The 13,773-nt window shown below is 43.5% G+C and carries 9 protein-coding genes; 5 read left to right on the top strand and 4 right to left on the bottom strand.

The genetic code is table 11. The features are described 5' to 3' along the window. Positions 1 to 16: 16 nt before the first annotated feature. Complete coding sequence (locus tag AACP56_RS12145; protein ID WP_339337167.1) at positions 17 to 436, bottom strand: HYC_CC_PP family protein; 420 nt, start codon at positions 434 to 436, stop codon at positions 17 to 19. 76 nt (positions 437 to 512) lie between these two features. Next, positions 513 to 956, bottom strand: a complete 444-nt coding sequence (locus AACP56_RS12140; protein ID WP_339337168.1) for a hypothetical protein — start codon at positions 954 to 956, stop codon at positions 513 to 515. 191 nt (positions 957 to 1,147) lie between these two features. Here AACP56_RS12140 and AACP56_RS12135 point away from each other — a divergent pair, with 191 nt between their 5' ends. After that, positions 1,148 to 3,382, top strand: a complete 2,235-nt coding sequence (locus AACP56_RS12135; protein ID WP_339337169.1) for a TonB-dependent receptor family protein — start codon at positions 1,148 to 1,150, stop codon at positions 3,380 to 3,382. A 53-nt stretch (positions 3,383 to 3,435) separates the two neighbouring features. Here AACP56_RS12135 and AACP56_RS12130 read toward each other — a convergent pair whose 3' ends face one another. Continuing rightward, positions 3,436 to 4,026, bottom strand: coding sequence for an RNA polymerase sigma factor (locus tag AACP56_RS12130; RefSeq protein ID WP_339337170.1), 591 nt, complete (start codon positions 4,024 to 4,026; stop codon positions 3,436 to 3,438). 115 nt (positions 4,027 to 4,141) lie between these two features. Between AACP56_RS12130 and AACP56_RS12125 the strand changes: the two genes are divergently transcribed. The 4 genes from AACP56_RS12125 (at position 4,142) to AACP56_RS12110 (ending at position 13,016) form a co-directional block, all read left to right on the top strand. Then, a complete protein-coding gene (locus AACP56_RS12125) occupies positions 4,142 to 5,296 on the top strand; it encodes a FecR family protein (protein WP_339337171.1) in 1,155 nt (384 codons plus the stop codon). 101 nt (positions 5,297 to 5,397) lie between these two features. Continuing rightward, the gene (locus AACP56_RS12120; RefSeq protein ID WP_339337172.1) at positions 5,398 to 8,661 is read left to right on the top strand and encodes a SusC/RagA family TonB-linked outer membrane protein; all 3,264 of its coding nucleotides are present in this window, start codon (positions 5,398 to 5,400) and stop codon (positions 8,659 to 8,661) included. A gap of 17 nt (positions 8,662 to 8,678) precedes the next feature. Next, complete coding sequence (locus tag AACP56_RS12115; protein WP_339337173.1) at positions 8,679 to 10,016, top strand: hypothetical protein; 1,338 nt, start codon at positions 8,679 to 8,681, stop codon at positions 10,014 to 10,016. A 459-nt stretch (positions 10,017 to 10,475) separates the two neighbouring features. Continuing rightward, a complete protein-coding gene (locus AACP56_RS12110; RefSeq protein ID WP_339337174.1) occupies positions 10,476 to 13,016 on the top strand; it encodes a fused MFS/spermidine synthase in 2,541 nt (846 codons plus the stop codon). Between the two features lie 65 nt (positions 13,017 to 13,081). Here AACP56_RS12110 and AACP56_RS12105 read toward each other — a convergent pair whose 3' ends face one another. Next, on the bottom strand, positions 13,082 to 13,678 hold the full coding sequence (locus tag AACP56_RS12105; RefSeq protein ID WP_339337175.1) for an RNA polymerase sigma factor: 597 nt from the start codon (positions 13,676 to 13,678) through the stop codon (positions 13,082 to 13,084). Positions 13,679 to 13,773 lie beyond the last annotated feature (95 nt).

Raw genomic sequence — 13,773 nt, 5'->3', positions numbered from 1 at the left:
ACTAATTACTTAAAAATCAAATAAGGAAGGTTTGGTCTAAAACTTGAACGTCCCTGACCAAGGGAGGAGGAGAATAATCTCTAAAAGAAGTGTTTTCTGTTTGTTGTTCAGTAAACAGATTTATGTATGAATAGATGAAAGTAGCAACCAATAACTGTTGTTCCTTATCTAATTTATCGAAAGAAATTTTTAAATTATCTTGCCCATCAACAACCAACTGCTCATCACTACAACAGTTTTTTTTGTTAATAAGGTCACATTCTTTTGAAGATGGTTTCTGCTGAACTTCCATACCACAAGATTCAACTGAACCAAACACAGAAGAATCCACTAAAACATCGCCACAATAATGACTCTCAATAGTGAAAGACAATGTTGAGACAAACACTAAAAGTGCCATGCAAAAAGATGATATTTTGAAAAGAATTTTCTTCATTCCAACAACAAAACTACAAAAATTTTAACACGAAAACTTTGTTTAACATAATTTTAGAGGCAGAAAAAAGATCATATCACTGCTTTTTTTGTACAGATCCACTGATGTTCAATATAAATTCCACAAGATCCCTGATTTCTTCCGGAGGGTTTCCATGGTCAAAGCCAGACGATTCATAAGCCTGCTTTTTTAAGGAAATTTTCAGTTTGGCATGGGCAGCGCCATCAGCCAACCTTTTATCCGATGGAGCCTTTAAGTAGGGTATTCCTTTCAAAGGTAAATCTTCCAACAATTTAGCCAATCTTGCCCGTAGTTCATCCTTGATCTCCAAGCTATCGGCAGTCTTGCTGTTTCGTGAGCTGTGATAGATAAATATTTTTTCCTTGACCACTATCCTTTTGAACATCCCTCTGGTAAGGGTCCGATATTCGATAATATAATCATCAAGTCCCTCCTGTGAAAACAGGGAAAAGTTTAAAAAAAACAGCAGAAATAGGACTTTGCCAATTTTCGAGATCATTATGTGTTTTTGTTTTTCAAAGATAACCATACTAGAACCACGGAAATTATGATATTGCTCATAGTAGCAAGGTAGCGGCATCGGGAAAAATAATCTGAAATATTATTTAGAATCCTTCTTAATTATTTTGCGACTTGGGAAAACATGCCTAGGTTTGTACTCTATTTTTATCAAATCTAAATAAATATTATATGAGAAATTACTTGTTCTCGGCCATTGCGGCGGTACTGGTAGCGCATACCGGCCTTTCTCAACAGAATGAAACCGAAAAAGATTCGGCAACTGCAAAAATTGAGGTGCTCAATGAGGTGGTGGTCAGCGGCAGCGTAATCTTAGGGAGTGAATTCGAGGCGAGGAATAGGACCGGATCGGCGCAATTTATTTCGGAAAAGGAATTGAAAAGATTTGGTTACACCGACATCAATCGAACGTTGAAAAGAATTCCGGGGGTCAATATATATGAGGAGGATGGCTTCGGTCTACGGCCCAATATCAGCCTAAGGGGCACCTCCCCGGAAAGGAGCGCAAAAATTAACCTGATGGAAGATGGGGTCCTGATCGCCCCTGCACCGTATAGTGCCCCTGCGGCCTACTACTTTCCTACTTTGGGCAGAATGCAGGCCGTGGAAATTTTAAAGGGAAGCAGTCAGATCCAATACGGCCCGAATACAACGGGCGGGGCGATCAATATGGTTTCTGCACGGATTCCCGATCAATTTGGGGGTAAGGTCTCCCTATCGGCCGGCAATTATAATTCAAGGAACGCCCAAGTTATTGTCGGCAATGATTTCGGAAATTTTGGATTCGTAAGTGAGTATTACAATTATAATTCCGATGGTTTCAAAAACCTCGATGGGGGAGGCAATACTGGTTTTGATAAATCCGACTATTTGGCAAAATTCAGAATAAATACGGATGAAGATGCCAAAATCTACCAAGCGCTTCTGTTTAAAATTCAATTTTCAGAGGAAAAGGCCAATGAAACCTATTTGGGCCTGACGGATACCGATTTTAATGAAGATCCATATCGAAGATATAGGGCATCTTCAGAGGACGTTATGGATACGGAGCACCGGCAGTATCAATTGACCCATTTTCTTAAATTTTCGCCTGCACTCAGTTTCAGTACCACTGGATACGTGAACAAGTTTAAACGTAATTGGTATAAACTGGACGATGTCAACCTAGGGGAGCGTGTTGGAATAAATGAGGTACTCTCAGACCCTGGCACATATGATATGGAATACAGTGCATTGCTGGGAAATACGGATACGGTAGCTGACGTGTTTGGAATAAAGGCCAATAACAGGGCTTACAATTCCAAGGGCATACAGTCCATTGCCAGGATGCGTTGGGGCACGGATTGGCTGCAAAGCCTGGAATTGGGGATTAGGTACCACGTAGATGAGGAAGATAGATTCCAATGGGTGGACAGGTATGCCTTCTCCAATAATGAACTTATACGGACAACAGTGGGGGTCAAGGGAGCCAATGCAAATAGAATCAGCAACGCGAAAGCATTTGCGGCTCATACCTTGTACAAACTAAATATTGGCAGGTTTACCTTAACTCCCGGGCTTCGTTACGAGAAAATAACCATGGAGAGAATGGATTATGGAACAGATGATACTAGTAGATTGGGCACGGAGCTTTCCGAGCGATCCAACAGGGTGGATGTTTGGATTCCGGGAGTGGGGGCAAATTATACCCTTTCCAATAACCTATCGGTTTTCGGCGGGGTACACAAAGGATTTTCTCCCCCTGGAAACATCGATGGCCAGGATGCCGAAAAAAGCATAAATTACGAACTGGGGACCCGTTTTAACCATAAGGGAATTCGCGGCGAGGTCGTCCTATATTATAATGATTACCAAAACCTATTGGGCAGTGACCTTGCCGCTAGCGGGGGCACGGGCAGTCTGGATCAGTTTAATGCCGGAGCTGTAAGGGTCAGTGGAGCGGAACTGCTATTGGGTTACAATCTCCTGAAGAATACCTCCGAAAAATTCGGCCTACCCATATCCTTTACCTATACCTTGACGGATACCGAATTTCTAAGCTCTTTTGAAAGTGATAATGACATCTTTGGTGCGGTCACGGCAGGGGATGAAATACCCTATATAGCCAAAAACCAATTCAATTTGAACCTAGGGCTGGAACATGAGAAATTTGCCCTTGATGTGGGGGCACGTTACACGGATGCTTTCAGGACACTGGCGGGAACAGGTGCGATTCCGTCAAACCTAAAGGTGGAGTCGAATTTTGTTATCGATATGTCGGCGCGATATTTCTACAACAAACACTTTGTAATTTCCACTAATGTCATAAACCTGTTGGATGAAGTTTACGCAGTATCAAGAGTTCCTGCGGGCTTAAGACCGGGGCATCCTTTTGGCATCAACTTTTCAGTAGCGTACAATTTTTAAAAAATGGAAGATTCAATCTGAATGCGTAATAGTACAAAATGTCCATAATTGTTTTAGTTCTGTCCCAAATGACGAAAAAGCATGAATAATACTGAAAACTTTTCTCTCAATTTCTCCTTCAGTATTTTAATCGCTTTTGTAAGATGCCCTTCTACCGTTTTAAGGGAAACGCCCAGGTAATCTGCAATTTCATTATTGGTCAATCCTTCCTTTTTGCTCAACAAAAATACTTTGGAGCATTTTTTAGGGAGATTCAGAATCTCCCTATCAATGATTTCCATTTTGCGCCTTAAAATTTCCTGGTTTTCTGACCAGACAACAGAATCGAGTGTCTCAACAAAAGCGGTTTCCAATAAATAAGTCTCTTTCCTGTATTTTTTTACGTGGTCTAGGAACTTGTTGCGAACAGATTTGTACAGCCATCCCTTAATCACCACTCCATCGCTTAACTTGTCCCTTTTTTTCCATAACGTAAAAAATGTTTCTTGGGTAAGGTCCTTTGCCAAAGTGTCATCACGACCTAAACTTTTGGCATACCAATAGACTTCTTTGTAGTACAGATCAATGACCGTCCTAAATGCCGCTTTGTCCCCATTTCGGATTGCATTGACATCAACATTTATATTACGATCATTTGAATTCATAAACTATTTTAACAAAAATTTATCAAAATTATAGGTAAATGTAAATAAAAAGCGAGGGTATTGTAAAGTTCGGTCGTTTGGTTAGTATGCATTGGCATTATCTTAATATTTCACAATGAAAAAAAGGAATATCAAAACCATCGTTCATAAATTCCTGGGCAATACCGCCACTGTTGAGGAAATTGAATTTTTGACGAAATGGGTTAATAACAACAAGGCCAGCTTTCAAGAAGAGATCAAACTGCACCATCTCGTTACAGGGCTTTTTGAGGAAGAAAAAGCGGAACGCCTGAAAAGGGACTTGTTGGACAATATTGAACAGTTCGAGATCAAGGAAAGAAGAATTCGAAGGTTCAATGTACTGAAATATGCCGCTGTCTTCATAGGTATTGTTACGGTCGGCACTTTATTTTATTTGGGGGGAATTGCGGATAAAGATTTACCCCAAAAGCAAATCACCATTACTTTGGGTGATGGATCCACCAAGGAAATTTTGGAAGCCAAAACTTCGGAAGTGGTCTCCAGCTCCGGCACGTATGTGGCCGAGCAGGAAGGAAGTAAAATCATTTACAAAAAAAAATCGGCGAAAACCCTGAAAAACTCAGGGCCGTTGGTCTACAATACTTTGGAAGTCCCCTATGGTAAGAAATTCCAGATAGTATTGTCTGATGGTACCGAGGTATACTTAAACTCAGGATCATCCTTGACATATCCCGTGGCTTTTTATGATGAAGGACCTCGGAACGTGGTCTTAAGGGGGGAGGCTTACTTTACTGTCAAGTCAGACTCCTTGAGGCCTTTCTCGGTGGACGCCGGTTTATTGGACACCCGGGTTTTGGGCACCGAATTTAATATCTCCAATTACCCCAACGATGAATATTCCAAGGTTGTTCTCGTGGAAGGTAGTCTATCGGTGAACAAAGACAAAAATTCTGATGAAGAGGCTATTGTTTTAAGGCCAGATCAAATGGCCTCCTATAGTTTCTCTGATAAGGAACTGGCTAAAACAAATGTTGATGTAAGCAGTCACATTGCATGGAAGGATGGTATCTTATTGTTTAAAAACGAGGACTTTTATCGAATCACCAAAAAGCTTGAAAGGCACTATAACATAAAGATTGATTTCAACGACGTAGAAGTGGGGAAAGAGCGGTACACCGGAAGGTTTAAAACGGAGACTATTCAAGAAATATTACAAGCGTTTCAACGTATAAAAGATTTTGATTTCGCAATAAAGGACAAAGAAGTAATCATTAACCCTAAAAGATAAAAGTATGAAATAAACAAAAGAATCAGGGACTGCTCTAACAATCCCCGAATTCCAAACAAACTTAAAAACTGATTGACCAATTTCTAAATTTTTACAAAAATATGAAAAGCACACTATGTAAAAGCTATTTTACGATTAAAGTAGACCTGAAAATGAAGATAACCGCATTGTTATTATTGGTTGCCCTATTCCAACTTAGTGCCAAGAATGCGTATTCCCAAAAGGGGAAAATTTCAATGAATATGGAGGATGCCACCATTGAGTCCATATTTAATGAAATAGAAAGACAGACGGATTTCAACATCCTGTACAAAAATTCCACCTTGGACACAAGCAGAAAAGTAACGGTAAAGGCGGATAAAGTCAAAATTGAAGATTTAATGGGCCTTATTTTAAAGGAAACAAATGTTTCTTTTGAAATAAGGAGAAAACTTATTGTTCTTCTGGAAAAGAAGATGGTTCCGAGAACGGAAATTAAGACATCATCCTTAGATCCTCCGAAGATAAAGCAGCAGGCAATGACGGTAACCGGAATGGTAACCGACCAGCAAAATGTGCCCTTGGGCGGGGTAAGTATAGTGATTAAGGGCACCACAAAAGGGGTTTCCACCAATTTTGACGGGCAATATGAAATTGAGGCTTCAGAAGGGGACATTCTTGTATTCTCTTACATCGGTTTCGCCAAACATGAGGTACAAGTAGCACAAGAAACGGTCATCAACGTAGTCATGAAGGCTGATTTGATGGATCTTAACGAGGTAATCGTTACCGCAACCGGTGTACGCCGTAAAGTCGAGATGGGTAATTCCATCGCAAATCTCAACGTTGTAGACGACGTAAAACAGCGTCCGATCAGCAATGTTTCAGACTTGCTTCAGGGTCAGGCCACCGGTGTCCAAATTTCAAGTAGTGGAGGTTCTACGGGCATGGGCTCCCGTATTAGGGTCAGGGGTTCAAATAGTGCATCCCTTTCCAATGAACCGGTAATATATGTTGACGGAATCCTCATCAACAACGAGGCCAATTCCATCTCGTTTGAAACGGGCGGGCAGTCACCTTCAAGGTTAAACGATATCAACCCGGAGGATATTGAATCTATCGAAATCATCAAGGGCCCTTCTGCAGCGACCTTGTACGGTTCAATTGCGGCGAACGGTGTAATTCGGATTACCACTAAAAAAGGGAAGCAAGGGGAACCGCGATGGTCCGCTTTTATGGAGAGCGGTCTGGTAGAGGATGTGACGACTTATCCTAGAAATTATCAGGCACTGGATGCGCAAGGTAATCCTGGCTTCAATTTTGAAGCGGCCGAGGGCACTTTTGTCCCCAGTACGGTCAATTCCTTTCAGCCCTTGAACGACCCGCGGACCTCGCCCTTTAGAACGGGACAGTCCTATGGCGCCGGATTGAGCGTATCGGGAGGTTCGGAAGTGCTTACCTACTTCCTTTCAGGTAGTCTTACCGACGGTGAAGGTGTACTGCCGGTAAATAATATAAAAAGAACCAATTTCAGGGGAAATTTTGGGGCCAAAGTTACTGATGATTTAAAGATCAATTTAACTACGGGCTACACCAATAGCGATTTGGAATTGCCCTTGAACGACAATTTTGCCCTAGCGTTGATGAGCCAGGGCCTGAATGGAACTTCTTCGATAGATATAAATAGTGGTTGGGGCGAATTTACCCCGGATGAACTGTTCACGATCGATACCCGACAAAGAATCAATCGTTTTACTTCGGGTCTCGAAGCTATATGGCAACCCACCGAAAAACTGAATTTTAGGGCCTCCGGTGGACTTGACTTTACCTCCCGTTGGGACAGCCAGTTTTTTCCAACGGGAGAAGCACCGGCTTTTCTCAATTATGACGAAGGTGCCCGATTTTCCAATAGGTTTAACGACTTTGTTTATACCCTTGACATGGTAGGGTCTTACAAAACCGATTTATGGGAAGGTATAAATTCACGTACTTCCCTTGGGTTCCAGTATTTACAGAATTTATCACAGGGTACATTTGCGACCGGGCTTCTGTTGGTTGCCGGTAGCAACTCCATTGCCGGGGCCGCTGTTACACAGAGTAATGAACAGACCATCGAATCACGTACCGTTGGTGTCTTTTTGGAAGAACAGGTCGGTTTTAACGATAGACTGTTCGTAACCGGTGCAGTAAGGGCGGATCGCGGAAGTTCATTTGGTGCCTCGTTCAACTCTATTTTTTACCCCAAGGTGAGTGCCTCATGGCTAATTTCCGAGGAAGAATTCTTTAATAATTCCGATAAATATGGAATAAGTTCCTTACGGCTCAGGGGGGCATGGGGCGCCTCCGGGGTCCAGCCCGGCACTAATGATGCCTTAAGATTTTTCAATCCTATCGCAGCTACCTTGGACGGGCAAAGTGTAACCGGGGTAACCATTGGAAGTGTCGGCAATACCGGTTTAAGTCCTGAGATATCCACAGAAGTTGAATTCGGGTTCGACGCCAAACTATTGTCCGATAAAATCGGTTTTGAAATGACCTATTTCAATAAACGTACCGAGGATGCCCTTATTTTCAGGCAACTACCCTTGTCATTGGGTGTGGGTGAAGGACGTTTTGAGAATTTGGGTTCCGTAAAAAACTCGGGTATCGAAATAGCAGTGAATACCAGAATCATCGAGACCGACAAGTTTTTCTTTGGACTGGATTTGGTCGGTTCTTTTATCGATAACGAGCTGATCGAACTGGGCGAGGGTATACAATCGGTCATATTTGGTCAGCAACGTCATGTTGAAGGCTTTCCCCTCGGTGGATATTGGGACGAAACCTATACCTTTAGCGATGCCAATGGCGACGGTTTCATTGGGCAAGATGAAATACAGGTAGGGGAAATAGGGTATTTGGGCACCCCGTTTGCAACCACCGATATTTCTTTTACCCCGACACTGAGCTTTTTCGAAAATCAATTTGTGGTCAGAGGGCTCTTAAACTATAGGGGCGGTCAAAAACTTTACAATAACACCGGTTCATGGAGAAACGGGAACAGTAATAACCGAGAACTGAACGACCCCAATGCCTCGCTTGAAGATCAGGCCAGGGCAGTGGCCTCAAAATTTTTGGGGACAAATGCAGGTTATATCGAAGATGCCTCTTTTTGGAGGCTTCGTGAAATCTCATTAACTTACAACGCACCGGGCACCTTTTCAAGCCAACTTGGTTTTGACCGTATAAGCGTTACACTTTCCGGACAGAATTTGGGCGTGTGGACGGATTACTCCGGACTGGATCCCGAAATTAGTTCTGAAGGACAGGCCAATTTCACCACCGAAGAATTTCTCAGTCAGCCGCCTGTACGTTCTTGGAAAGCAAGACTGAACCTATCTTTTTAACATAAAAATCTAAGAAAATGAAAAAGTCAATTAATGCAGAAAAAAACTATTCCAAACTTCTTTTCAACGTCATTGTCTTGATGGTACTTACCTCGTTAGGTATGTCATGCGATTCCGTGGTAGAAGTCACAGATCCTGATATCGTTACCCCGGAATCATTAAATAGTGAGGCCGGTATACAAACCCTTCGCGCGGGCTCTTTGGGGGATCTAGCGGTGGCCATGAGCGGTTCCGCTGCGGGCCACGGCGCCACTACGGGCCTAATTATTATGAGTGGCCTTATGGCTGATGAGTATACCTATTCGGGAACCTTTCCCACCAGGCGTGAGGCAGACACCCGTAATCTTCAAGATATCAACAGTGACGTAAATACAATTTATGGCAACCTGCATAGATCGCGAACGGGTGCCGAAACTACGGTTGACCTTCTTGCCGATTTCGGTGGAAACCCAGAAATTGAAAGCGAGATGCAAAGCGTTACTGGCTATGCCTATGTCATGTTCGCGGAAACCTTTTGCGGGGGGGTCCCGTTCAGCAAGGCCCCGGCCGATGGTGGGGAATTGATCTATGGGGAGCCTTTGACGACCGAGGAAATGTTTAACACGGCAATTAGCTGGTTCGATCAGGCGGCTGCCAATGCCGGTAGCAATGCCAACTTGGCGAACTTGGCCCGTGTAGGTAAAGCACGCTCCCTTTTGGGCTTGGGCCAAATTGAGAACGCCGCCGCCGAAGTGGCCGGCATCCCCACCGATTTTGTGTACAACATAGAGCAATCCGACAATAGTTTTAGGCAAGAAAACGGTATTTACATCATGAGCACCGTTCGCCGTCAGTTTTCCATCGCCGACGGAAAGGGGGGGAACGGCTTAATGTTCCGCTCTTCCATGGATCCCAGGACGCCTTGGGACGGCGGTACGGAATTTGGGCAGGATGATATCACCCTGTATTACAATCAGCTCAAATATGATTCTTCCAATGTGCCCGTAGTCCTGGCTTCTGGAACAGAGGCAAGATTGATCGAGGCCGAGGCAGCCGCCAATGCGGATGATGCTGCCACCGTGGAGGACATACATAATGCACTTAGGGCTACTATAGGTCTGTCAGATTTAGACCTCTCAGGAATTAGCGGTGACGACCTATTGCTGGCCCATTTTTCTGAGCGTGCCTTTTGGCTCTTCAGTACCGGTCATCGCCTGGGCGACCTTAGAAGACTTGTGGACGTTTATGGCATGATGCCCTCCAATGTATTTCCGTGGGGGCCGTATTTCAAGGGAGGGGAATATAGTTCCACCCTTAAATTTCTCGTTCCACAGTCAGAATCGAACAACCCTAATTATCTAGGGTGTTTAGATTAAATTGATCACCAAAATAATAGAGGGAAAAGAGGCTGCTATAAAGCCTCTTTTCTTTTTATGACTATCGGATTTGTTACATAGCTTTTTTTGTAGTCGGCACGTCGATCAAGTTATCCTCTTTTTTTCCGGATCATACGATTTACGACTAAATTTAGGCCTACACACCCCTTGATCCCCTCTTTTTAGAAGGGATACGATTTCTTCCCTCCTAGAAAGGAGGGATAGAGGGAGGTGTTTTTTTTACAAAACTTAAAAGTTGACTTCATGTGCAAACTATCCGATAGTCATATTTCTTTTTATGTTTGTAAAATACCACAATGAACTGATTTAAACTTTTTACATTTAAGTAAACTACCTCCGGGCAAGCCCACGAGGCATTTAAAGAAAAAACATTTTGATTTCGAGGCAAGTCTCAGAGCATTCAAATCTCGATTATCGAGTGAAAATTAGCCATTTTTTATGAAGGATAAGTTTATGTCTCCACAATTTGAACGTTCGGGAAACTTCACTTTTTTATATGCTTTATTTTTTCTGTCCGGTACCGCCGGCCTAATTTTCCAGGTGGTCTGGATGTACCGTTTAGGGCTGGTATTCGGAAACGCCGCGTACGCAACCGCGGCAACACTCTCCGTTTTTTTTCTTGGGCTCGCAATTGGGGGAAGGTTTTTTGGCAATGTCGGCGCTCGTTTGAAGAGACCGTTCCGTGTATATGGGCTTATGGAGCTGGGCATTGCGCTAACTGCCTTGTTGATAATACCAAGTCTTGATCTATATGAAATGTACTATGCCGAGGTCGTATCCTTTTTGGGCGGTTCAAAAAGTGCGCTTTTACTGGCGAAATTCTTTTTTGGCGCTTTATTGCTTTTGCCTCCAACGTTCCTTATGGGAGGTACTTTTCCCATATTGGCACAGTATATCGGTAAAGATCGCAGGTACCTCGAAAGGCGCGGAACCATTCTATATGCGGTGAATACATTGGGAGCAGCACTTGGAGCCTTTTTTACGGGGTTTTATCTGATCAGGGAATATGGGGTAAGTTCAACCTATGGCCTTGCATTGATACTGGCAGCTTCCGTAGGTGTTCTTGCCATTGTTCTTGATAAATTCCTTGTGTCTTATTCCGTTGCGCCCACGATGGCCGAGGTAAAGCCAAAACCCAAAAAGAATACCGAACGTTCGGCCAAGTTAAGTTATACCCAGTTTGCCGTGGTGGCTTTTTTTTCAGGAGTATTGGCACTATCGGCCGAAACCTTGTGGACCAGGATGTTCGCTCAAGTACTACAAAATTCGGTGTATTCGTTCTCCGCAATTTTGGTGGTATTTCTTTTGGCTTTGGCATTGGGTGGGTTCGTCGCACATCTGCTTGTTAGGTCAAGGATGCCCTCAAAAAGTGCCTTGGCCATACTCCTCTCCGTATCGGCCATTTTAATAGGGGTTTCCCCGAATGTTTTCAATATCGCGACAAGCGGCCTTGGGTATCTGGCAATGGGCGCATCTTGGTACGCCTATGTATGGGCCGTTTTTAAATTGGCCTTTTTGGTGGTCTTACCGCCAACGGTTGTTCTGGGCGCAGTGTTTCCATTCTTGCTCAAAGTAGCTCCCATGACAGATAAGCCGTCAGGGCAGCTCGTGGGCAGGTTGGTACTTTTCAATTCCATGGGTAGCTTCGTTGGCCCCGTACTATCAGGTTTCGTTCTGCTCGACACTTTAGGCCTTTGGGGCGGTATAAAAATCGTTGCCGTTTCGTACGGAATCTTGGCCGTTATGGCCTCCCTATCGTTTTATGGGCGAAAGAAAATTGGTTGGGCCTTAATGCCCATTGCCGTAATTATGGGGATCCTTGTTCTGAAAGATCCACCCATAGTGCGCTTGGACGCTGATGAAACTTTATTGGATTCCTGGCAATCGAGCGATGGTGTAGTTTCCATTGTGCAAGTACCAAAGAATATTCAGATGCGCTTGGATAACTTTTATGTGCTCGGGGATTCCGGCTCCCTGTTGGTCGAACAAATGCAGGCCCACATTCCGTTACTTATCCATCCAGCACCAAAAAAAGTAGTTTTCTTGGGCATGGGAACCGGTATTACTGCGGGGGCGGCACTCCACCATAATGTAGAAAAGGTAGTCGCGGTAGAGTTGGTATCCAACGTAATTCCGGCCGCACAGCGCTATTTTGCCCCTTGGGCCAACGGACTTTTCAATGACGAACGCGTAAGCATTGTTGCCGATGATGCCCGAAACTATCTTTTGGGCACGCACGAGCAATTCGATGTTATTGTTGGTGATCTTTTTACCCCTTGGCACGCGGGTACCGGAAGCCTTTACACCCTTGAACATTTTAAAGAGGCGAAAAAGCGGTTATCTTCCGGTGGGATTTTTGCACAATGGTTGCCAATGTACCAGCTTACTTCCGAAAACTTCGATATCATTGCCGCCACGTTCGCTTCGGTTTTTCCCCAAGTGACCCTATGGAGGGCCGATTTTTCAGGAACACGGGCAAGTATCGTGCTAATTGGCCAAGAGAAAGGTACGCCGCTAGACGAAAATACGCTTAGGCAAAATAGTGCCCATATCGTTCGTGGGCAAGGCAGTTCGACCAAAGACGATCATATGGCAGGCCTGTTCTATTTAGGCAACCTCGATGCCGTTCGAAACCGTTTATCGGGAATTCGCCCCAACACCGACGACAAAAGATCGGTCGAATTCGAAGCCCCCATTTTATCGCAACAAGCCAATGCGGGGCGGGCCAAGTATGTTACAGGAACAGAATTGGAAAACTTTCTCAAAGAACTGGCCGGTAACCTCCCCCCAGAAGAGGATCCCTACCTCTCGGACCTGCCACCGGACGAAATCCGGTACGTAAAAGTAGGTTCGCTCTATCAGCGTTATATTCGGCTTATGAATGCGGGGAAAGACAAAGAAGCAAAAATAGTACTTGAACGGATACAGCTTCTGGCGCCCGACTTCTTGAAAAAGGAAACCGGATCCCTTGACGATTGAGCTTATGGTATGTTCTTGCCACTTTGAAATCAAGGGATTCGAAAACTAGGTCCCAAAAAGGCATGTTAAAAAGGTCTAATAAAAAGCAACAGTAGATTGGTTTTTTTCAACCCTTTCCTGATTACCTTAAAAGCCTTGGAGATATGACCTTCAACGGTCTTTTTTGAAACGTTCAAATATTGGGAGATTTCTTGGTTGGTCAATCCATCTCTTTTACTTAAAAGAAAGACCTCTCTACATTTTTTGGGAAGCAGCTCTATTGCTATGTTTACTTTTTCCAATTTCTTTACAAGATCTTGGTCTTCTAGCTGAATAAAGGTATGTACGGTTTCCAATGAGATCCGATCCAAAAAATCGATTTCCTTTTTCTTTTTTCGATAGTAATCCACAAATTCATTGTGAATAGACCTGTACAGAAAACTTTTCAACGAAGTTTCTATAAATAGCTTTCCTTTCTTTGACCATAGCCTAAGAAATACTTCTTGAACTATATCCTCTGCCACCGCCCTTTCATTAACAAGACCGAGTGCGTACACGTAAAGAATGTCATAAAATTGCTCGACCACAATTTGAAAGGCCTGCAGGTTTCCCCTATTAAGGTTCTCGATCAAGTCCTTCTCGCTATCAAATTCCAAATTCATCGGCACAACTAATTTTAACATACAATATCATAAATTTTTATTTAAAGGGGCAAGGGTAGTGGCATATTCGTTCGTCATACTAATAATAAGCAACATTTTTGCTCAAGAATTAATTT

It is taken from the genome of Croceitalea sp. MTPC6 (genome assembly GCF_036985525.1).
GTDB lineage: Bacteria > Bacteroidota > Bacteroidia > Flavobacteriales > Flavobacteriaceae > Croceitalea.
The sequence above is the reverse complement of the archived record's forward strand: the minus strand, read 5'-3'. Positions and strand labels throughout refer to the sequence as shown.

What these genes read in the sequence shown, in the direction of transcription:
- AACP56_RS12145 (WP_339337167.1), bottom strand. Translation starts at nt 436, where the DNA reads ATGAAGAAAATTCTTTTCAAAATATCATCTTTTTGCATGGCACTTTTA.
- AACP56_RS12140 (WP_339337168.1), bottom strand. Translation starts at nt 956, where the DNA reads ATGATCTCGAAAATTGGCAAAGTCCTATTTCTGCTGTTTTTTTTAAAC.
- AACP56_RS12135 (WP_339337169.1), top strand. Translation starts at nt 1,148, where the DNA reads ATGAGAAATTACTTGTTCTCGGCCATTGCGGCGGTACTGGTAGCGCAT.
- AACP56_RS12130 (WP_339337170.1), bottom strand. Translation starts at nt 4,026, where the DNA reads ATGAATTCAAATGATCGTAATATAAATGTTGATGTCAATGCAATCCGA.
- AACP56_RS12125 (WP_339337171.1), top strand. Translation starts at nt 4,142, where the DNA reads ATGAAAAAAAGGAATATCAAAACCATCGTTCATAAATTCCTGGGCAAT.
- AACP56_RS12120 (WP_339337172.1), top strand. Translation starts at nt 5,398, where the DNA reads ATGAAAAGCACACTATGTAAAAGCTATTTTACGATTAAAGTAGACCTG.
- AACP56_RS12115 (WP_339337173.1), top strand. Translation starts at nt 8,679, where the DNA reads ATGAAAAAGTCAATTAATGCAGAAAAAAACTATTCCAAACTTCTTTTC.
- AACP56_RS12110 (WP_339337174.1), top strand. Translation starts at nt 10,476, where the DNA reads ATGAAGGATAAGTTTATGTCTCCACAATTTGAACGTTCGGGAAACTTC.
- AACP56_RS12105 (WP_339337175.1), bottom strand. Translation starts at nt 13,678, where the DNA reads ATGTTAAAATTAGTTGTGCCGATGAATTTGGAATTTGATAGCGAGAAG.